Here is a 21083-nt window from a genome sequence, read left to right on the forward strand (position 1 = left end):
ACGGATAGTCTAAACGGGCGTGGACAGGATGTAAGACTTTTCGGAGCAATCCTGGATGAAGCGTCAAAATTGGCCGAAGAGAGGCGGCCTTCCAAACTTGCGATTTAGGTAGGTTTGGTAAACCAGGAGCAATGCCATGCTGCTGATCATCGACGGGTACAACCTCATCCGCCGGGTGCCCCTCCTAGCCAGGGCGGAGTCCCTTTCCCTGGAGGCAGGCCGCTCGCGGCTGTTCGAGCACCTGGCACGGTACAAGGCGAAGACCGGCCACAGGATCCTGGTGGTGTTTGACGGGGCCCCCGGGGGAGAGTCCTCAAGGGGCATCGAGGCCCGCTACCACACGCCGGCGGATAACCTCATCGTGGCCAGGGCAGGGCCCGGGTCACTGGTGGTGACATCCGACAGGGAGGTGGCCTCCAGGGCACAGGCCAAAGGGGCGTTGGCATGCAGCTCCGAGGAGTTTGGCGAGAGGCTCTTCCCACCACCGGGTGTGCGCCCCGATGAAGCGGACCACGAAGACCAGGAGAGGCCCAAGAAAGGCAACCCCAGGCGACTTGGCAGGAAGGCCAGGGAAGCAGCCAGGGAGAGAGAGCGGTTAAGGAGGATCCTGGAGAGAGGGAGGTAGCCCCGTATATAGTGAATCTGGAGTGATCACCCACAATATGTTGTGCCAGTCCCCGTTATGTACTATAATGACAGAAAAGGTACCTGTCAGGAGTGCTCCCATTGAAGTGCCCTTCTTGCAGGGGGCCCGAAAGCAGGGTGATTGACTCCAGGGCTGTGGAAGGGGACTACGTCATCAGGCGCAGGCGCCAGTGTTCTGGTTGCCTGCGCCGTTTTACCACCTACGAACGGGCAGAGGCCCCTCCCCTGGTGGTGGTGAAGAAGGACGGCCGCCGTGAGGCATACGATCGAAAGAAGGTGCTGAGCGGGCTCATGAAGGCATGCCATAAGCGACCGGTACCCCTGGAGCGCCTGGAGTCACTGGTGGACTCCATAGAGGAGGAACTCAGAGGGGTTCCCGGCGGGGAGGTGCACGCTGGGGACATAGGAGAGAGGGTCATGGCCTCTCTCAAAGACATCGATGGGGTGGCTTACGTGCGTTTCGCCTCGGTTTACCGGCAGTTCACCGATGCCACATCATTCATCGAGGAGATCAAGGGGCTGCTGCCACGAAAGGAAAGGGTGGTTCGGGGTGAAGGTGTCCTCCAATGCCAGGACGGTCCTGGAGAAGCGTTATCTGAAGAAGGTGGACGGCAAGGTGGTGGAGACCCCTGAGGACATGCTCAGGAGGGTATCCCGGAACATTGCCGAGTCCGAGCTCTTGTACGGCGCATCCGCCAGTGATGTCGAAGCCCTATCTGAACGTTTCTTCGAGGTCATGGACGAATTGGACTTCATGCCCAACTCGCCTACCCTGATGAATGCCGGCAGGGACCTCCAGCAGCTATCGGCCTGCTTCGTACTGCCCATCGAGGACTCTATGGAGAGCATATTCGAGAGTGTCAAGAACATGGCCGTGATCCAGAAGAGCGGCGGGGGAACGGGGTTCTCCTTCTCGCGACTCCGTCCCAAATGCGACCAGGTCAAATCCACCGGTGGTGTAGCCAGCGGCCCCATATCCTTCCTCAAGGTCTTCAACGCCTCTACTGATGCCATAAAGCAAGGGGGCACCAGGAGGGGCGCGAACATGGGCATCCTCAGGTTTGATCACCCGGATATCATGGAATTCATCACATGCAAGGAGAACAACGCGGACATCACAAACTTCAATATATCTGTGGGTATCACTGAGGAGTTCATGAGGAAGGCCGAGGCTGACGAGGAGTACGACCTCATCAACCCAAGGGATGGCAGCGTATCTGGAAGCCTCAGGGCAAAAGAGGTGTTCCAGAAGATCGTTGAGGGTGCCTGGCGTAACGGAGAGCCGGGCATCGTGTTCATGGACAGGCTCAACCGGGACAACCCCACCCCGCTACTTGGCGACATTGAGAGCACCAATCCTTGCGTCACTGGGGATACCCTGGTTTCCACGGATAAGGGGCTGCTGAGGGCAGGCAGTCTTCGGCCTGGAATGAGAATCATTACACCCGAAGGGCCGAGGCCCATAACCCGGGTGATCAACAACGGTGTGCAGCAGGTCTACCGCATCAGGACCACTTCGGGCCTGGAACTCAGGGTGACCGGTGACCACAAGTTCAGGGTGACTGGGCGGGGCTGGGTGCCCGCCTCCCAGTTGAGGGCAGGGGACGGCCTGGAGGTCCTGGCAGGCACGGGCTCTTCGTCATCCTCAAGCCTCCCTCCCGGTGTGAACGTGATGGGATTGAGGGAGAGGAATGGTTTTTGCCTTCCACTGGAGAACTGCGAGGAGTACGGTTTCATGCTGGGCCTGGTGGCGGATGGGAAGCACCACTCCGGACAAGCCCATCTGGCCTTTGGCAGTGACCAGAGACACCTTCTGGAAAGGGCCCTGGCCATACTCAAGGCTTGGAGCGTTGATTGCTCCACCCGGCAGGTGGGCAGGACCACAGTGCTCACAGCCCCTGGCTCCCTGGGCAAGGTATGGAAGGCCTTCGGGGCTGGGTCCCAGGGGGTGCCAAGCGCGGTCCTGGCGGCGCCCCGCAATGTGCAGCAGGCCTTCGTTGAGGCCCTCTTCCAGTACATGGGCTGGCGGGACGGCCAGGGGAACCTGCACCTTTCAGGGGCTCCATCCTTCCTCAGTGACCTGAAGACCCTTCTTGTTGTCCTTGGAGTTAGGTCCTCCGTGAGTGCCTTCACCCGCGAGGGCCTCATGGTTGAAGGGGGAGTCTCCCTGGTAGAGAGGACCTGCCATATGCTGGTCCCCGGAGGCGACCTTGGCGGGCTTTCCGAACCGGAGGTATGGGTGGACGCCCTGGAGAGCGTTGACCCGGACGGAGAGGAAGAAGTATTCGACGTCACCGAGCCCGAGACGCTGACCTGGGTAACCAACGGCATCATCTCACTGGATTGCGGTGAGCAACCCCTGCTGCCCTACGAGTCATGCTTTGCCCCGGAGACCAGGATCCTTACGGAAGAGGGCTGGGAGCGGGTTGAAGACGCCTACCAGCGCCAGTGCTCCGGCCAGGCTGTCCAGGTACAAACCGACCAGCGGTTGGGGGAAGGTGAGGCTCCGGCCTTGAAGCCAGCCACCCTCGTGAGGGTGGGGGAGCGGGAAGTCATGAGGCTGGAGCTGCAGAACGGCCTCACCCTCAGGGCCACCCCTGACCACAGGGTCCTCACGGAAAGGGGCTGGGTCCCCATAGAGGAACTCACAGGGGAGGACCAGGTGATCATCCTCAGCCAGGCCTGCCCTGCTGGCATTGCCGGTGAGCCTTGGAGTGGCGATACAGGCCAGGGGGTGCCCAGTGCAGTGATGACGGGCTCCCAGTCCCAGCAGGCAGCCTACCTCCGCAGCCTGTTCCAGCTCAGGGGATCGGTGTCCCAGCATCGAGGCACGGTATCACTCAGGACAGATTCCGAGGAAATGGCCAGGGATATCCAGCTCCTTTTGCTGGGGCTGGGGATAGACTCCAGCGTGAAGAGTCACGGCACATCCCGGCGCCGGCGCCACATCCAGATCACCCTGGCGGGAATGCAGGCGTTCCTCAGCACGGTGGGGTTCCCGGACTCCAGGGCAGGCCAGGTAGAGGCCTGGTTGAACTCAACCCAGCGAAGGCGGTCGCAGAAGGGCAAGTCCCGGGTGCGCTCGGTAGTGAACGACGGCAGAACAGTGGTGTATGATGCCTCTGAACCGGTCACCCACTCCCTCATCGCCCAGGGTATGGTGGCCCACAACTGCAACCTGGGCTCCATCAACCTTGCCCGGATGGTGGACATGCCCGGGGAGAAGCCTGCCGTTGACTACCGGAAGCTGGGGGAGATCGTATCCCTGGCCGTCCGGTTCCTGGATGATGTCATAGACGCCAATCGCTACCCGCTCCCGGTAATTGGGGAGCGTACACAGGGCAACCGGAAGATCGGGCTTGGGGTCATGGGTTTCGCCGACATGCTTATCCTCCTGGGTATCCCCTACGATTCCGAGGAAGCCCTGCAGCTGGCCGAGGATGTAATGAGGTTTATCCTGGAGGAGGGTGTGAAGACCTCACGGGAACTGGCCCGGGAGCGAGGACCCTTCCCCAACTTCCCGGGCAGCGTCTTTGACGAGAAGGCGGAGCCGCCCATACGGAATGCCACAACCACAACTGTGGCTCCCACGGGTACCATCAGCATCATAGCGGGGTGCTCCAGCGGCATCGAACCCCTCTTTGCCGTGGCCTTTACCAGGAGGGTCCTGGATGGCGAGGAACTGGTTGAGATCCATCCACTGTTTGAGGAGATGGCAGTCCAGAGGGGCTTCTACAGCCAGGAGCTCATGAAGATGGTGGCGACGCACGGTTCGGTGCAAGGGATCCCCGAGGTTCCCGGGGACGTGAAGCGCCTGTTCATGACTGCCCTGGACATTGACCCTGAGTGGCATGTAAGGATGCAGGCGGCCTTCCAGAAGTATACCCACAATGCGGTGTCCAAGACCATCAACCTGCGCCACTCGGCATCCGTCGAGGACGTGGCGAAGATCTACAGGATGGCCTACGAACTTGGGTGCAAGGGGCTCACCGTGTTCAGGACCGGCAGCCGCGAGTCACAGGTGCTCAATGTTGGTCCCAAGAAGGAGCAGCCCAAGGAGATCGAGCCCAGGCCGCGGCCGCAGGTGACTCGCGGCAGGACTGAGAGGGTGAAGACGGGCTGCGGTAACCTCTACGTCACCATAAACGAGGATTCGGTGGGTCTTTGCGAGGTATTCGCCTCCATGGGCAAGTCAGGGGGGTGCGCGGCCTCCCAGTCCGAGGCCGTGGCGCGACTGGTTTCCATCGCGCTGCGCTCAGGGGTGAAGCCGGAGTCCATAATCAAGGAACTCCGGGGCATCCGCTGCCCGTCGCCTTCCTGGCAGAACGGGGGGATGGTGCTCTCGTGCGCGGATGCCCTGGGTATAGTCATGGCTGACTACCTCAACGATGGCCGGGCTCCGGACAACCCCCATGAGTTCTTTGTGGCCAGCAGTGACCAGCTGCAGTATCACATGGGGGCGTGCCCAGAGTGCGGGGGCCATGTAAGGCACGAGGCAGGCTGTGTCACGTGCATGTTCTGCGGGTACTCAAAGTGCTAGGCTAGGCTGGTGTTCCCGAAAGAAGGAATGGGGCGCCAGGGGGCGCCCCATCAGATCCCCCTTATCCCGGTGTCTCTCTTGACCTCCTGCCTGTCTCTTCGCAGGGGTCTTTCCTATGCTACCCTGGCACAGTGCGATTCCCTGGTAAGGCCGCTGGCACAGGCCCCGGTGGTGTGATCTCTCTCACGGGGAGAGGTCAGTTTCAGCCGGCCGGGCCCGCCGGAGCCAGGGTAAGCACCCGCTCCGCGTCAGCCTGCACGGGATAAGACTCCTTCACCGGGCCTGTGACCCAAACCCGAACTGGCCCACCGCGGCAGATGGCCCCGGTTTCCAGCTGGGAGCCCTTCTCATCAACTATCACTGTCTCACCCGTCACCGTGAGCCAGGCTGCGTTGAGCCCCTTCTTGGACCACTCGTCATAGGGTATCCCCGGGTCCTCCAGCCCCTCCACGACCAGGAACCTGTCACCCTCAACCGAGTGGACGAGGCCCTCAATGTAGGCGGGGCTAGGAGGGACTTCTGCCAGCGTACAGCCTGAGGCCGCCAGCGAAAGCACAAAGACCATGATAGCCAGGATCTTCATCTCGCATTACCTCCCATCCCCATAGACGAAATAGCGCCGCCAGGAGTTCTCCCCCAAAGCCTCGGGCGTCCCGGTCCGGGATCCTTCGTGAGCACAGGCTGCACCCGTGACGCATCGTTGCACCCGGCTCTATCACCCTTAACTACCAGGGGTCAAAGAAGGACCAATGGTGGTCGCGATAGAAGAGAGACAACACTCCTCGTGTAGTTGCCGGCAGGGGGTGTTCACGTTGGGTATCACGGTCAATGAGGCCCTGGAGATCGGAGGGCTAAGGAAAGGCGAAGTGATAGCGGGCCGGGATGGCCTGGACAATGTGATCCAGCATGTCAGTGTCATCGAAGTGCCCGATGCCTTCCGGTGGTTCAGGGGTTACGAACTGTGGCTGACAGCCTTCTTCAACCTCAAGGACAACATACAGGCCCAAGTCCAGATGATTGAGGAAATCTGGAAGCGCAAGTCCGCTGGCCTTGTCATCTGCTATCCGGATACCTACATGAGGGGTATTTCCACAGACCTGGTTGACAAGGCGGACAGCCTTAAGATCCCGGTAATCCTCGTTCCTGAGGACGTCGCCTACATAGATGTCATCTCTCCACTGCTCGAGGAGATCCTGGCCAGGGAAACCAAGAAGATCAGGTATGCCTTTTCCGTCCACGAGCGACTCACCAACATAGTCTTCGACAGGGGCAAGGCCGGAAACATGAAGAAGGTCGCCAGGGAGCTGTCCTTGATCCTGGATAAACCCGTGGTTTTAACGGACCACAGGAACAATGTGGTTACGAGTCACTCACGAAACCCCAAGGGGGCCGCCTTGGGAGATCCTTCTTCTATCCTAGACCTTCTGGCAATGCACGAACAAGACCTCCAGAACGGGAGGACCCTTTACATTGAGAACTCGTTACGGCTCATGCTGCGCCCCATCGTGTTCGGCCACAGGTTCTATGGAACGGTGGTGGTGCTCGATGTGGACGGGGTTGGCAAGCTGGAGGAGATAGCCATTGATCAAGCCAGGATCGCCTTCGCGGCTGGCCTGATGAACAGGATCGCCATGGAGGAGTCGGAGAACCAGCGAAGGACCGACTTCCTCAACGATCTGCTCAGAGGGCGCTTCAAGACAGACGAGAGCCTCCTGGTCACCGCCCAGCAGTTTTCCTGGGACATGCAGGGGAAGAGGATCGCCTTGTACGCCAATCTCGACACCAGTGCCAAGGCCCGGCCCCAAATAGGGGACCTGGCGCGAGCCAGGGTCTCAGAGACCGTATGGCAGGACAACCCCTCCAACATTTGTGTATTCGGAAACACAAGCATATCCGTGTTCCTGGAGGGACATGAGCCCTATCGCCAGATCAAGGACAGGGCAAAGGTTCTTGGGAAGGCACTAGTAAGTGTTATCCGGGTTCACGAAGGCGTGGACGCGGTAGTGGGGATAGGCTCTTACGCCGGCAGGCCCCTTGATCTCAAGACCAGTTACGAAAAGGCAAGAAGAACGGCGTTGATCTCCAAAGAATTGATGGGTTTCGGCAAGGCGGTCAGCATTGACGATGTGGCTTTCTACTACTACCTGGATGAGATGGCTGCGGGGGAAGAAATCAGGAACTACATTGTCTCCCAGGTACAACAGCTGAAGGAACACGATAAATGCAAGGGAACGGACCTGTATCGTACCTTCGAGATGCTCCTGAACGACGAACCCGTCGCTGAAATAGCCTCCAGGCTTTGCATTCACAGAAACACCATCAACTACCGGAAGGACAGGATAAAGAACATCCTGGGCATAGACCCGTTCCAGGAACCCTTTAAGACCAACTACAGAATGGTTCTGTCACTCTATAGCCTGCTGAACCGGTATTGAAGTCGCGTTTGTGCAAGCGCCTAATCCCAGGAGCGATTCTCTTGTCTTCCTCACAGGGGAGTTGCAGGTATTAGAGTCTAACCCCGTAAGAAGGGGAATTTTCTTTTTCGCGGGAGGGATTCACATGCCGGTCAGACAGGATCTTGAACTAGCCAGTGCGGCCTACAAGATAGTGCGGGAAATGGTGAAGGTGAAGCCAGGGGAAAGCGTCTTGGTCACCATCGACTCCGTTAACGACTGGCGGGTTGCCGAGGAGACGGCCAAGGCGGCCGAGGCTGTAGGTGCCAAGGTTATGGTCGCGTGGCATTCCACGCCTGATGGCTACGGGAAGGTCGCCGATCCCAGGCTCCCGGAGGGTCTCAAGGCAGCCATACCTGCCACAGACGCCTGGATTGAGTTCAACAACCAGTGGCTTCTATACTCATCCCCCTGGGAGATTGCCATGGCTAACGGCAGGACCAGGAACCTCTTCCTCGGGGGCCTGGATGTGGACAGGGTTGTCCGGTGCATAGGGAAGGTAGAGATGAGGGCTCAGACAGCTTTTCAGAACAGGATCGTAGAGATGACCCGGAGCGCCAAGTCCATGAGAATTACCAATCCTGCCGGGACGGACATCAGGTTCCAGAACGATGGGAACCGGCCCATCACCAATGAGCTTACAGCGGAAACCCCCGGACCTCACTTTCTCATAGGCCAGATAGGGTGGGCACCAGTGGAGCCTACCATCAACGGCCAGATCGTGTTCGACGGTTCCTTCTCGGGCGGGGGAGAGGCGGACCTGGGCATCCTGGCGAATCCCATCACCTTGCTGGTCGAAGAGGGCAGAATTGTAGAGATAAATGGGAAGGACGAGGCCAAGACCCTCAGGGCCTGGCTGGATAGGCTGAACGACCCCAGGATGCTCAACATAGCCCATGTGTGTTACGGCTTCAACCCCGGCGCCAAGCTGACGGGCCTCTGCACAGAGGATGAGAGGGTTTGGGGAAGCACCGAGTGGGGCTTAGGCTACCAGGGGCCCATGTTCGAGGGAGGCTTTGGTGAGGCTGCTTCGCACGCCGATGGAATATGTCTCAACTCCTCTGTGTGGCTGGATGGGGGGATCATCATGGATGAGGGTAAGCTCGTGCACCCGGAACTGGCTGAACTAGCCAAGGCCTGCGGGAGGTAATCCCTGTGGAGAAGGACTTGCTGGAAACGGCCCGTACCGTAGTGACAACCTGCCTTGACGTGCGCCCCGGTGAGCACGTGATGGTAATCACGGACAGCAAAACCGAGGATATTGGGCAATCCCTGTGGCTTTCGGTTCAGGAGATCACGGACAAGGCCGTCCTGTGCCATATCATGCCGGGGCGGATCCACGGGGAGGAACCCCCAGCCCACATCGGGGCGGCCCTGGAGGCTTCCGGCGTGGCAATCATGGCGACCAGCAAGTCCCTTTCCCACACTGAGGCGAGGAAGAGAGCCTGCTCCAAAGGAGCCAGGATTGTCTCCTTGCCTGGCATACTCAAGGACTCCTTTCTCAGGATCTCAGGGGTGGACTACCTGGCAATGGCCGAGTTCACCGCTCGTGTAGGCTCTATCCTGGATGCCGGGCATACCGCAAGGATTATAGGGGAACAAGGAGAGGTCCTCTCCATGGGCATAGGGGGCAGGAGATCCGTTCTTGATACCGGGATCTACCACGGGCCGGGGGATTTCGGAAACCTTCCTGCGGGAGAGGCCTACCTTGCCCCTGTTGAGGGAAGCGCCAATGGCATCATCACAGTAGACGGTAGTATTGCAGGGGTTGGGCTCCTGGAGACACCGGTGCAACTGGAGGTACGTGACGGGATGGTCAAGAGCATTCAAGGGGGTGAAGCCGCGGCGAGACTGGAGGAGTTACTTGGTCCAGTGGGACAACTGGGAAAGAACCTGGCTGAACTGGGCGTGGGAACGAACAGTGCCGCCATGCTCACGGGATTGGCCTTGGAGGATGAGAAGGTGGCAGGTACCATCCACGTTGCGCTGGGGGCGAATGCCACCTTCGGCGGGAGGATTCAGGTTCCAATCCACCTGGATCTCGTAGTCAGGAGGCCAACGCTTCTTATCGACGAGAAGCCGCTGCTGGACAGGGGGCGGCTCATGGAATAGGGTCGCGAGAGCCGCAGGGGGCCACTGGCCCGGTCTACACCAAACTCTTTGTTGGAGGGAGTGAGTGATATGGCAACTCAGGAACTCAAGAGCCAGATGGTTGACATCCACGGCGACCATGCCGTCACACCGGTAACGCCTGGGGAAAGAAGGAGTACCCTCGACGTGGCGCTGGTAGCAGCAGGCTTCTGCATATGCATGTCGGGATTGTTCACCGGGGCCGCCATGGCTGCGGGGTTGGACGTAAGGCAGGCTGTCTTCGCCACCATCATCGGCAATCTTATCTTGGCGGTGTACGGGGGGCTGGTGGGAGCCGCGGGCGCCAGGGAGGGAGTGGGCACCGCCATGCTCTCCAGGCACTCGTTCGGGCGGAAGGGCTCCATGGTGATCGGGGCTGTTCTTGCCATCACGATGCTAGGCTGGTACTCCGTGCAGGTCGGGTTCTTCGGGATGACCATCAATGCCATGTTCTCCAACGGGGGCTTCATCACTGCGCCAAAGGTTGCAGCCCTCTGGGGAGGCATTCTCATGATGATCACGGCTTACTACGGGTATAAAGGGCTGAGTGCTCTAAGCAAGTTAGCCATACCCGCCATCCTCGTAACCGCGATAATCGGCATAATCGCCGCAGTCAGGGCATCAGGCGGCTGGTCCCCTCTTTTCGCTTTCATTCCTCCTTCGCCAATGTCTTTGAGTGCGGGTGTTGTTCTAGCTGTGGGTTCCTTCGCTGCAGGGGCATCGGCACAGGCTGATATAACCCGTTACGCCAAGTCTTCTTCGGCTGCCTGGATTGCCACGATATGCGGTTTCGTGGTGGCAAACACCTTTGTCATAGTCGCGGGCACTATAACCAGCCTCGCCACGGGCTCAGGGGACCTGCCCTCAGCCATGCTGGCCTTGGGCCTCGGGTTCCCGGCACTGGTCGTCTTGATAGCCGGGCAGTGGACAACCAATGACAACAACCTGTACACCTCGTCACTGGGCCTGTCCAACATATTCAAGGCGAAGAAATCCAGGATCGTTCTGCTCTGCGGCACCATAGCCACCCTCATTGGTGTGGCCGGGCTGGCCGATTACTTCGTGTCCTGGCTGATCCTCCTGGGAGTGACCATTCCGCCCATGGCAGGAATAATCATCGTTGACTACTGGGTGGTCAAGAAGGGGGCCTACCGCTACGGCCCTGGGACCCAGTATGCGGATGTGTACTGGCCTGCCTTCGTCGCCTGGATACTGGCATCGATCATCGGCTACTACGCCCAGGTGGGAATCCCCTCTCTCACCAGCCTATTACTTGGAGCCGCGTTCTACCTGGGCATACATTACGCTGCCAGCGCGCTCAGGATCAGCGGTTCCACTGGAACCACGACGGAGGACGAGACGGGCTTCTGAGCCAGGCTAAACTCTTTGAAGGGAGGTCTTATCTTGCCTTCACGCCTAGATCTGGAACTCAGCACCGCCGCCCACAAGCTCATCCGGGATCAGATCAAAGTGAGCCCTGGAGAGAGCGTCCTGATCACCACTGATTCCATCAGCGACTTCCGGGTGGCGGAGGAGATCGCCAAGGCTGCGGAAAGCGCGGGGGGTAAGGTCATGCTGGCATGGCACTCGACCCCGGAGGGCTATGGCCAGGTGACCGAGGCCTACCTACCGGAACCGTTAATAACATGTATTCCCAACACGGATGTGTGGATCGAGCTGAACAGCCAGTGGCTCCTCTACTCCACCCCCTGGAACAAGGCGGTGACCAATGGCAGAACCCGCCAGGTCATGCTGGGCGGCCTGTCCGTGGACCAGCTGGTACGGTGTATAGGCAAGATTGACATTCGGGCCCAGAAGGAATTCCAGGACAAGGTCGTGGCGCTCACCAGGGAAGCCAGGAGAATGAGACTCACAAATGACGCTGGCACTGATGTGGTTTTTGAGAACGACCCGAAAAGGCCCATCACCAACGAGATCATGTATGACACGCCGGGCGGGCACTTCCTCCTGGGACAGATCGGCTGGGCCCCCTTGGAGTCCACCATCAACGGACGGATCGCCTTCGACGGGGCCATATCCGGCGGTGGGGAGGCGGAGCTGGGGGTGCTTGACGAGGTCATAACATACGTGGTGGAAGAGGGAACCATCAGGGACATTCGTGGTGGAGCCAAGGCAAACCTCATCAAGAGATGGTTTGAGAAGCTGGCCGATCCCAACATGTATATTGCGGCCCATGTGTGTTATGGTTTTAACCCCGGGGCTAGGCTGGAGGGAACCACCACCGAGGATGAGAGGGTCTGGGGCAGCACGGAGTGGGGCTTCGGGTACCAGGGCCCCATGTACTCCGGGGGTGCTGCCCGGGAGGCCATAAGCCACATTGACGGTGTCTGTCTTGACTGCTCCGTCTGGCTTGATGAAAGGCAACTCTTGGACCGGGGACGGGTTGTGTGGCCCGAGGTCGCGGAGCTTGCCAGGCGACTTGGGAGAGGATGAGAACGGGTGGGAGGCGTGAACGTGCCCCGTTGTTTCGGGCTTGAGATGGCTCGCTGCGGTTGGACCATAGCAGAGCACCTGGCCTGTGTGAAGCGGGGAGAGAACCTGCTCATAACTGTGGACTCGGCGGGTGACTTCCAGGTTGCCGAGGAGGTGGCAAAGGCCGCTGAGAGCCTGGGCGCCAAGGTGTGCCTGGCGTGGCACTCGACTCCTGGTGGGTTCGGCAAGGTGGCGGATAACGGCCTGCCCAGTGCCGTGAAGGGTGCTATCCGGGATACTGACGTGTGGGTAGAGCTGAATGACCAGTGGCTGATGTTCTCAACCTCATGGGAATGGGCCATGGGAAACGGGCGCACAAGGTACCTTTTCATGGGGGGTCTCAGGACTGACCAGGTGGTTCGCTGCCTGTCTCGCTTGGATGTCCCTCTGCAGAGGGGTTTCCAGGACGCGCTGGTAAAGAGGATCCGCGGGGCGAAGACCATGCGATTTACCACCCCTCGAGGGACGGATGTCACGTTCAGGAATGATCCATACAGGCCTGTCGCCAACGAGGTATCGGCAGACACTCCCGGCCCGCATTACCTCATTGGTCAGATAGGCTGGGCCCCCGAGGAGTCCAGCATCAATGGCAAGGTAGTGTTGGACTGTTCGTTCTACGGAGGGGGCGAGGCTGACCTGGGGTTACTGAAGGAGCCTGTCGAGCTCGTCATTGACAAGGGGAACATTACCAAGGTTCGCGGAGGCGAGGAGGCAGGGTTCATCACAGAATGGCTGAGGAGCTTCGGGGATGGCGGGATGTACACCGTTGCCCACGTCTCCTTCGGCTTCCTGCCCCATGCGAAGCCCAGCGGGGTCTGTACCGAAGACGAGCGCACGTGGGGAATAAACATGTGGGGTTTTGGCTACCAGGGGCCCATGTATTCGGGAGGGGAACCTAGGGTTGCCGCAACCCACGCCGACGGTATAGGCTTGGATACCTCAGTCTGGATGGACGGGGAAATGATAATGCGAGAGGGCGTCATGGTAGATCCCGAGCTGGCCGAGATGGAGAGGCGCCTGCGCTGAATGACAAAGATTGCCTTGGGAGGCCCGGCTTCGCAGGGCCTCCCTTCAAGGATCGCGTTCCTGAACCGTCTAGAGGCCGCCGGCAAAGCAGGGCGGCCAATCGGCCTCTTCAAGTTCCAGCGCAACACACAAGCTCAAGCAGGTGATCGAGGGGATCAGGAAAACTCAACCCCGTCGAGATCGCTATCCGCTACTCTGATACCTGCTGAGTGGCATTTCCTCTGACCTGGTGGACTGGGCAAACAGTCTTAAGATCCCGGTAGGCCTCGCTCCGGAGGCATGGATTTCTCCGCGCCCGAGGAGGTCCTTGCCCGCAAAACCGAGAAGGCCAGGGATGAGATGGCAAGAGCCCCAAAGAACGGGCTTCATCCCAGAAACCGCGCCTTCGGTGCAATTGGGCCTGGGAGGCGTTGATTGAGGCGTTCCTGCGATCACGCCCGGTGGCACGGGTGGCGGTCTACCCATTGGGCTATCTCTAGATGGGGGTATGATGTGAGGAGCCCCCAGCCTCGCGGCATGGCGCCCCGGCCATGCAAGGAAATGGACGATTGTGGCCTCCCTCCGTTCTGAAGCCATTGACACCGGGATCCATCTGGTCTAGGCCTCGTAATGGCGGCCTTCTCCCATGGAGCCCCCTGGTGATGGCGCTACCCGCATTCTCTTACTGCAGGCGGGGGGGCCCCCCCGCCCCTTAGGCGTTTCAGGTTCCCCGCTGCCTTGACCCGTATGCGTGTGGCATTTCCAGGCAGATAGGCCAAGGGCACGTCATCCACCTCTACTATCTCCACGGTGCCAGGATCGGCCCCCGCTTTGACTGCCTCGTCTATCGCCATCCCCTTAGCCTGCTCCAGGGTCTCCTCGCGGCTCAGCTTCTCAAGGGAGAAGACCCGCTCGATCTGGCCGCTCACCTGGGCTATGGCTGCTCCAATGGCGTTAGCCACCTCGAAGTGGTCCGGCCGTATGACATCTGAGGCGCCCTCAAGCTTATCCGGCACGAGAATGCTGCCGCCGCCCACCACCACAACAGGCACGTCGCCCGCGCTGGTCTTCATCCGGTCTATGACATCCTCCACCATGACGACCATGCGCCGGTGAGCCTCCCGGACGAACTGTCTTTCAAATCCCCCCAGGAGCCCCGGATCGCCCAGGGAAAAGAGGCCAAGGGACACGGCGATGTCGGTGGACGTGAGGCTCTTGCCCCCGAAGACGATGGCCTCCTGCTCCAGGCGGTAGCCCACGCTGTCAGGCCCAATGGTGACGCCTCCCTCACCGCGCCTCACTATGCTGCCGCCACCCAGGCCCATGGAGATGAGGTCCGGCATGCGGAAGTTGGTGCGCACGCCTCCTATCTCAACGGCAACGGAGGATTCCCTCGGGAACATGTTAGACAGCACGCCCACATCGGTGGTGGTGCCGCCCACATCAACCACCAGGGCGTCCCTGAGACCCGAGAGGAAGGCGGCCCCCCGTATACTGTTGGTAGGCCCCGAGGCGATGGTGAGGATGGGGTAGCGCACGGCGTAGTCAACGGACATGAGTGTGCCGTCATTTTGGCCAAAATAGGCTTTGGCTTCAATCCTGCGTTCTTTGAGGGCATCGCTGAAGGCCCCGGCAACGTTCTTGGCCAGGTTGACCACAGCTGCGTTCAACACGGTGGCGTTTTCCCTCTCCAGAAGCCCGATACTGGCTATCTCATGGGAGAGCGACACGGGGACATGGCCCATCTGCTCCCTGACTATCTCGGCGGCCCTCAGCTCGTCCTCCGGGTTCACGGGAGAGAATACGGAACAGATGGCCACAGCATCCACCTTCCCCGCGAGGTCATGCGCGGTCTGGCTGATGGCCGCCTCAGCCAGGGGCGCGATCCTCCGCCCGTCATACTCGTGCCCGCCGTCGAATACGTAGCACAGGCCGCCCATGGCCTGCTTGAGATCCTCAGGCCATCCCGCCAGGGGCTTTATGGCTAGCGTAGCAGGGGCGCCGATCCTCATCACCGCTACCTTGGAGAGCCTCTTCCTCTCGACAATGGCGTTGGTGCAGTGGGTTGTGCCAAGCATGGCGTAGTGTATCAGTGAACTGTCCACCCGAGACTCATCCAGCACCTTGCTGAGCACCCCTACGATCCCCTTTGTGATGTCGCTGGTGGTAGGTGTCTTAGCCTTGGCCACAGGGCGATTCTCATCGTCCAGGATGACCGCGTCAGTATTGGTGCCCCCCACGTCGATGCCCAGACGGTAAGCCATGACCCTCACCTCCCTCCCCTTCCAGATGCCTTCATGCGCTCTTCCAGGGGTACGTAGTCGATATCATAGCCGAAATAGCGCGGGCCTACCGTCTCGAGGCCCTTAGGGGTCCTCCACCGGCTGTCGCAGGGCATTCCTATGATGACTGTCCGGTAGCCGTAGCGGAGGCCCTCTGTGGTTATGGGCCTTGCGGTCTCCGCGTCCAGCACGGTGATCAGGTCTGGCACGGAGGCTATTGTCTCGCCATCCTCCACCGCGATGAGGTTTTCGTTCTGGAACTGCAGCCTGAGGCTCTTTCCCTTGTAGGTGCCTGTGCCCTCAAACGTGGCGTCCCCCCTGGCGAAGCCACCGACTGTCCGCCGGGCCACGTCGACGACCTTGCCCCTGAAGAGCTCGCACCCGCGGGTGATCTCAAGAAGCGCCTGTACCGGGTCCTTCTTGGCCTTCGCGGACTCCCTGATGACCTTGCCTATGTTCTGGGCCAGGGTGACTATGCCCTTGATGCCGCCCTTCTTGACATCCTTGCCAAGCAGTGGATAGATGGCTATCATGACGGACCCGCCCAGCACTACGGTGGCGTTCCGCGCCAGGGCCTCCGTCCAGAGGTTGCTTACGGTCTTGAGAAGGAGGAGGTTCCCCTTCTCGTCCGTCATCACCATGGGGGTGGCCCTGAGCCCCAGCAGGTGGAACGTGACCATCTGCAACTCGGGGAAGGCCCTTCCCATGCCATCCGCGTCTATCACGGGGATACCCAGGCGTGCTGCGGATGCCAGCGGGATCATTGAGTTCACGCCCCCAGCCTCTATGGGCATGGTCGCCACGACGTCCAGGCCCAGGTTGCTTTGCAGGGCCTCGAAGGCCGCGGGGAACTCGGCCCCGTTGGGTACCTTTTCCACCAGCACAGTAGGAGCGCCCATCATGGCCAGCGGCATCACGGCGGCATCATCCGGGACGTCGTCGGCCTCGATGAGGCGGACCGGCCCGCACTCCTCTATGGCTTGCAGGGCCATGAGCTTGCCTATATGCGGGTCGCCGCCGCCGCCTGTTCCCAGCACTGCGGCGCCTACGGCGATGTCTTCCACGTCTTCGGTGTCTAGCAGGCGCAAAATGTCACCCTCCTTCCCATCTGGCCGGAGCCGTGGGGGCTCCGGATGGACCCGGGGAAAGCGGAGGAGGCGCGGGGATGCTATTCGCGTGCCTCCCTGTTCTCCCGGAGCCTTGAGGCAAGCCCCTTGACAAGAGCGTCAATGCCCTCGATGAAGGCTGCCTCATCCTCCATGACCTTGAACTTGAACCGGTCTATTTGGTCGCGCACCTCGTGGAAGTACGGGTCGTCAAGGTCCAGTTCCTCAAGGGCGTCGATGAGTCTCGTCATGGCGTCCAAGAGCCGGAAAGGACCATACACCCGCGGTTCGCCGAAAAGCCCCCTTGCACTCGATGCCATGAAGCAAAGAAGCATGTGGATTCTCCTCACAGCCTCGTCGTGTTTCACGACCCTGCGCCCCTTTCACCTGGTGTTTCACGCCGGCCCCAGGCCCCGTGGTGTGTTACCTCCTCCAAGGGGCGCCGGGAGGGTCTCGGGGTTTCAGCTTCGGGGTAGCCTGCGGCCACCAGCAGCGTTGGCACCACCCATCCAGGGCACCCGAGGAGTTCTTGCACGGCGGCGGGGTGAAAGGACAGGATGGCACAGGCGCCCAGGCCGAGGCCGTGCGCGGCAAGGAGGAGGTTCTGAGTGGCCATGGCCACATCCAGGGTTGCTATGTGGAGTCCTCCCGGGCCAGACCTTTCCTCCGCTCGCCGGCGATCCACGCAGCAGGCCACAACGAGGCGGGGCCTTCCGAACATGCCTGGCGAGACGCTCTTCAACTCCTCGATCTGCCCAGGATCACTGGTGACGACGAACTGCCAGGGCTGGATGTTGCCCCCGCTGGGAGCCCACGTGGCGGCCTCCAGGAGCCTCCCGGCGACCTCCGGGGGAATGGGGTCCGGCGCGTACCTCCTGACGCTGCGTCTTGAGAGTATCGCCTCGAACAGTTCCATGGAAAAGCCTCCCCTCGTTTCACGCGCGTTTCTTCTGGGGTGGGTCCATGTAGGTGAGCTTGCTGTGAGAGGTGTTCATCGCCAGCATCCCCTGCAGATGCGCCATCGACGCGCCCACGGGATCCACCACTGGTACGAAATGCCCGAACCTTGCCTCCAGGGCTCTCTGGAGGGAACCCGCAACGCCCATCATCCCTGTGCAGCCCAGAACCAGGACGTGCGCTCCATCTTCCTCCACGGCTATGGCCATTTCCCGGAGAAGCGCCCCTTCTAGTCCCTGCCTGTCTCCCAGGTCCAGGACAGGTATGTTTACCGAGCGCACCGAGGCCAGTTTGTCCTCAACACCTGATAGCTTGGCGATGTCCTCCAGGATGGGCACCACGTTCTGCAGCACCGACACCACGGAGAAGCGGTGTCCCATCCCCGCTGCCAGCAGCATGGAGGGGGAGCCGGCACCCACCACCGGTATCCTGACCAGTTCCCGGGCGGCCCTCACCCCGGGATCCCCGAAGCAGTCTATGACAACACCGGAGAACCCCTGTTCTTCAGCGCTCTTCACGCGCTCCAGGATCTCAGGGGTGGCAAGGGCCTCATCGTAGCTGGATTCTATGGAGGCCGGCCCGCGGGTAAGGTGAGTCACCTCCACCTCCGTGCCCGGGCGCGCCACGGCGCTGAACTCCCTGGCGACCTCCTCGTCAAAGAGGGCCGTCACTATGGGGATAATCACGAGTATCCTTTGCATATGGCTTTCTCCTTTTTCTTGGCAGGCCCATGGGGGTATCCACGGGCCTGCCCGTCTAGTCCTCAAGCCCCAGGCTTGACCAGTGCCGCCCGTGATTTGGCGAAGATGGGAACCAGTATGAGCTGGCACAGCACAGCCGCCAGGAAACTGTCTAGAGCGGATACGGTGGTGAGGGTAAAGAGGCCGAAGCCTCCGGGCTTGGGCGTTGTGGAGAAGCCTACCAGGGCCGCGATGACCCAGGAGATGATGGCCTCCCACCGGATGGCCGGTACGCCGGAGACCTTGTCAAAGTGGTAGGCCCTGCGGCTGAAGAAGAAGTAGTCGGATACGTACACGCCTCCTATTGGCGGCACCAAGGCGCTCAGGATGACCAGCCACTGGATGAACCGTCCGTATATGCCCCACATGGCCAGGATGGTGCCCAGAACGCCGGCTACAATCGTCAATTGCCACTTGGGCTGTTTTTTGAAGATGAGAGAGAAACCAAGAGCGGCAGAATAAAGATTGTTGTCGTTCGTGGTCCACTGGGCGAAAATGAGCACGAGCATGGCAGGGAGGCCCCATCCCAAGGCCAGCATGACCTTGACAACGTCGCTCTCGCCCGTGGCCTTGGCAAAGGTTGCTCCGAGAAACAGGACGATGCTGAAGCCGATGAGAAAACCGAGGACCGATGACAGGGCGGCGTCGCGTGGAGTACGGGCGTAGCGGGAGATGTCAGGCCCTATCACAGCTCCTACCATGAACGACCCTGCCACTATGGATGTGGCAAAGCCAAGACTCATTGGAGTCCCGACTGGACCCATGGCCCAGAGGGTGCCAAAGGGATGGTCCCTGAGGACCACGATCAGGGAAGCGAACATGAGTGCACCCACCAGCGGTATGGCGGTGACGCTCAGCTTCGCGATGGCCCTGTACCCGAAAACCGCCGTGGAGGTCATGAGCAAGCCTCCCAGGAATACGAGTACACCAGTGCTTACGGTAACCCCTGTGAGCTTCTCTACAACCACGAATGCGGTTTCTCCAAAGAGGCCTGTCTGGACGCCAAACCAGCCGTAGCAGCCGAGCGCCAGGACCATGGATACGAGATAGGAGCCCTTTTCACCGAAGGCGAACTTGGAGATCATGGCTGTGGACAGGTGGGTGTGCGCCCCCACCACGGAGCAGAGGGCGCTGATGGCCGTGAGGACGAGTGACCCCAAGACTGCGGCTATGATGGCTTGGCCGAGGCTGAGGCCGGCACCGAGAATGCCACCCAGCATGAGGGCAGCGATGCACACGCCAATACCAACCCACACCATCCCCATCTGGAACCAACCTCTTCGAAGGTGTTCTGGAACCGGTTCTCGCTCGTAGTCCTTGAACAGCTCTGTCTTTGTCTCTTCCGGCACTTCGACATCCTCCTTCCCCGGGTCTGGCCCGGAATGGGATACCGGGTGCCGCTTGACCCTGTGAAATAGGACAGTCTCCAACGTTGGCGCAGTTCCTTTCCACATCGCTGCCGCTGGACGGGCAACTCGTGGGGGAGGAAGGGGTGTAAGGACTGGCAATGGCCCGCGACACACCGGGCAGTATGTAGCGTGCGGACTTCGACACGTGATGAGTCTTGTCCTTCTAGGCATGGATGATTCTGCTATGGTTCTCACGGAGATTCTCAGCGGGGAACATGGGAAGGAGGAAGACCCCGGTCCTGGGGGGCCCTAAATCCTGGTTTGGAGCCTTGTCACCGGCGTACCACCCCATGGTCGCGCGGGCTTCCGGCTCCGTGGGGCCGCGGGCACGGCTTGTCATCGTGAGGCGTCCATGGAAATAGTCAGCTGGGCGCGGGCCAGGGAGCCCAGCACTACCCCTGCGGTCGCCTGGGGTAACCTGGTCAAGGGAAACCGTGAGGGCAAGTGCTGGCTGAAAGACCAGGAGGACGATGCTGGCGAGCGCTGGGCGACCGGCGGGGATCGTGCCTGGGCGGTCACTCTCTCCGGCCGGTTTCCGAGAACCATAACGGGAAGAGCCAGCATATCGTCGTCCAGTAGAAGTAAAGCGCCAGGAAGTAGCGATCTTGGGGCCTAAGTCCCGGAAAGCCATAAAAACACAGTACGTGGTGGCCGGGGAGCCAGGGCATGGCCAGGAGTACTAGCCCTCACCAGACCTTTTCTTTTCTCACCCCGCCCCATGATGGTGGGCGCCTGGTAAGGCAGTAAAACCGGGCGAAGGATGGCTTCGCCCGGTCCCGCATGTCTAGGCGAGCGCGACCACGTCAATCTCCACCAGCATCTCTTTGGCCACAAGCTCCTTTACCACCACCGTAGTTCTTGCGGGTGGCTCCGACGGGAAGTATGCGCGGAACACAGAATTCATGTCCTGGAAGTCGCCAGCCTGGGTCAGGAACACCTGTACCTTGACGACCCTTTCCAGGGAGCTCCCGCCAGCCTCCAGCACATCCTTGACGTTCTCCATGGCCTGCCTAGTCTGGGCCGCCGCATCGCCCGCGGCGATCTCCTTGGTCCTCGGGTTCACACCAACCGCACCTGCCAGGAACAAGAACCCTCCTGCCCGCACGGCCGGGGAGTAAGGAGCGTCCGCGCTGGCCCCGGGGGGCAAGATGACTTCCTTCTTCAAGAACCTTCACTCCCTTCACGTTTACAGCCTAGTTCTACGCTGGCATCCCCAAATTCCTTCACTCTAAGTCTTCCCCCTACAGGGCATCACCGCCAGCCTGGTCCCCAGGGGTGTACCTAGTCCCACCTGCCAAAGGCGCACTGGACCACCAGGCTCCG

17 protein-coding genes are annotated in these 21083 nt (G+C 60.5%); 9 read left to right on the plus strand and 8 right to left on the minus strand.

Annotated elements, in window-relative coordinates; translation table 11 throughout:
• The first annotated feature begins 136 nt into the window (after nt 1–136).
• The 3 genes from AB1576_07660 (at nt 137) to AB1576_07670 (ending at nt 5185) form a co-directional block, all read left to right on the plus strand.
• Complete coding sequence (locus AB1576_07660) at nt 137–625, plus strand: NYN domain-containing protein (protein MEW6081637.1); 489 nt, start codon at nt 137–139, stop codon at nt 623–625.
• Between the two features lie 101 nt (nt 626–726).
• Complete coding sequence (gene nrdR, locus AB1576_07665; GenBank protein MEW6081638.1) at nt 727–1278, plus strand: transcriptional regulator NrdR; 552 nt, start codon at nt 727–729, stop codon at nt 1276–1278.
• Nucleotides 1196–5185: a ribonucleotide reductase N-terminal alpha domain-containing protein gene (locus AB1576_07670; protein MEW6081639.1), complete on the plus strand. Its 3990-nt coding sequence runs from the start codon at nt 1196–1198 to the stop codon at nt 5183–5185. Before nrdR ends, AB1576_07670 begins: the two co-directional genes overlap by 83 nt.
• Nucleotides 5186–5387: 202 nt before the next feature.
• Here AB1576_07670 and AB1576_07675 read toward each other — a convergent pair whose 3' ends face one another.
• The gene (locus AB1576_07675; GenBank protein ID MEW6081640.1) at nt 5388–5768 is read right to left on the minus strand and encodes a DUF3221 domain-containing protein; all 381 of its coding nucleotides are present in this window, start codon (nt 5766–5768) and stop codon (nt 5388–5390) included.
• Between the two features lie 229 nt (nt 5769–5997).
• Here AB1576_07675 and AB1576_07680 point away from each other — a divergent pair, with 229 nt between their 5' ends.
• From AB1576_07680 to AB1576_07705, 6 genes are all read left to right on the plus strand, one after another.
• A complete protein-coding gene (locus tag AB1576_07680) occupies nt 5998–7620 on the plus strand; it encodes a PucR family transcriptional regulator ligand-binding domain-containing protein (protein ID MEW6081641.1) in 1623 nt (540 codons plus the stop codon).
• A 124-nt stretch (nt 7621–7744) separates the two neighbouring features.
• Nucleotides 7745–8788, plus strand: a complete 1044-nt coding sequence (locus AB1576_07685) for a leucyl aminopeptidase (GenBank protein ID MEW6081642.1) — start codon at nt 7745–7747, stop codon at nt 8786–8788.
• Between the two features lie 5 nt (nt 8789–8793).
• Nucleotides 8794–9750, plus strand: coding sequence for an aminopeptidase (locus tag AB1576_07690; GenBank protein ID MEW6081643.1), 957 nt, complete (start codon nt 8794–8796; stop codon nt 9748–9750).
• Nucleotides 9751–9819: 69 nt separating this feature from the next.
• Complete coding sequence (locus tag AB1576_07695) at nt 9820–11139, plus strand: cytosine permease (GenBank protein ID MEW6081644.1); 1320 nt, start codon at nt 9820–9822, stop codon at nt 11137–11139.
• A gap of 33 nt (nt 11140–11172) precedes the next feature.
• On the plus strand, nt 11173–12222 hold the full coding sequence (locus AB1576_07700) for a leucyl aminopeptidase (GenBank protein ID MEW6081645.1): 1050 nt from the start codon (nt 11173–11175) through the stop codon (nt 12220–12222).
• A gap of 21 nt (nt 12223–12243) precedes the next feature.
• A complete protein-coding gene (locus AB1576_07705; GenBank protein ID MEW6081646.1) occupies nt 12244–13287 on the plus strand; it encodes a leucyl aminopeptidase in 1044 nt (347 codons plus the stop codon).
• 647 nt (nt 13288–13934) lie between these two features.
• On the opposite strand, the gene AB1576_07710 is transcribed toward AB1576_07705, so the two are convergent.
• The 7 genes from AB1576_07710 to AB1576_07740 form a co-directional block, all read right to left on the minus strand.
• Complete coding sequence (locus AB1576_07710) at nt 13935–15530, minus strand: hydantoinase/oxoprolinase family protein (GenBank protein ID MEW6081647.1); 1596 nt, start codon at nt 15528–15530, stop codon at nt 13935–13937.
• Between the two features lie 5 nt (nt 15531–15535).
• Nucleotides 15536–16636, minus strand: a complete 1101-nt coding sequence (locus AB1576_07715) for a DUF917 domain-containing protein (GenBank protein ID MEW6081648.1) — start codon at nt 16634–16636, stop codon at nt 15536–15538.
• 80 nt (nt 16637–16716) lie between these two features.
• A complete protein-coding gene (locus AB1576_07720) occupies nt 16717–17022 on the minus strand; it encodes a DUF6092 family protein (GenBank protein ID MEW6081649.1) in 306 nt (101 codons plus the stop codon).
• Nucleotides 17019–17570 (minus strand): nitroreductase family protein, encoded by a 552-nt coding sequence (locus AB1576_07725; GenBank protein ID MEW6081650.1) that lies wholly within the window; start codon nt 17568–17570, stop codon nt 17019–17021. Before AB1576_07725 ends, AB1576_07720 begins: the two co-directional genes overlap by 4 nt.
• 19 nt (nt 17571–17589) lie before the next feature.
• Nucleotides 17590–18312, minus strand: a complete 723-nt coding sequence (locus AB1576_07730; GenBank protein MEW6081651.1) for an aspartate/glutamate racemase family protein — start codon at nt 18310–18312, stop codon at nt 17590–17592.
• 62 nt (nt 18313–18374) lie between these two features.
• Nucleotides 18375–19700, minus strand: coding sequence for a cytosine permease (locus tag AB1576_07735; GenBank protein ID MEW6081652.1), 1326 nt, complete (start codon nt 19698–19700; stop codon nt 18375–18377).
• A gap of 844 nt (nt 19701–20544) precedes the next feature.
• Nucleotides 20545–20925 (minus strand): RidA family protein, encoded by a 381-nt coding sequence (locus AB1576_07740; GenBank protein MEW6081653.1) that lies wholly within the window; start codon nt 20923–20925, stop codon nt 20545–20547.
• Nucleotides 20926–21083 lie beyond the last annotated feature (158 nt).

This window comes from Bacillota bacterium (genome assembly GCA_040754315.1).
Lineage (GTDB): Bacteria > Bacillota > Sulfobacillia > DUSP01 > JBFMCS01 > JBFMCS01.

What these genes read in the sequence shown, in the direction of transcription:
- AB1576_07710 (MEW6081647.1), bottom strand. Translation starts at nt 15,530, where the DNA reads ATGGCTTACCGTCTGGGCATCGACGTGGGGGGCACCAATACTGACGCG.
- AB1576_07695 (MEW6081644.1), top strand. Translation starts at nt 9,820, where the DNA reads ATGGCAACTCAGGAACTCAAGAGCCAGATGGTTGACATCCACGGCGAC.
- AB1576_07660 (MEW6081637.1), top strand. Translation starts at nt 137, where the DNA reads ATGCTGCTGATCATCGACGGGTACAACCTCATCCGCCGGGTGCCCCTC.
- AB1576_07730 (MEW6081651.1), bottom strand. Translation starts at nt 18,312, where the DNA reads ATGCAAAGGATACTCGTGATTATCCCCATAGTGACGGCCCTCTTTGAC.
- AB1576_07685 (MEW6081642.1), top strand. Translation starts at nt 7,745, where the DNA reads ATGCCGGTCAGACAGGATCTTGAACTAGCCAGTGCGGCCTACAAGATA.
- AB1576_07675 (MEW6081640.1), bottom strand. Translation starts at nt 5,768, where the DNA reads ATGAAGATCCTGGCTATCATGGTCTTTGTGCTTTCGCTGGCGGCCTCA.
- AB1576_07725 (MEW6081650.1), bottom strand. Translation starts at nt 17,570, where the DNA reads ATGGAACTGTTCGAGGCGATACTCTCAAGACGCAGCGTCAGGAGGTAC.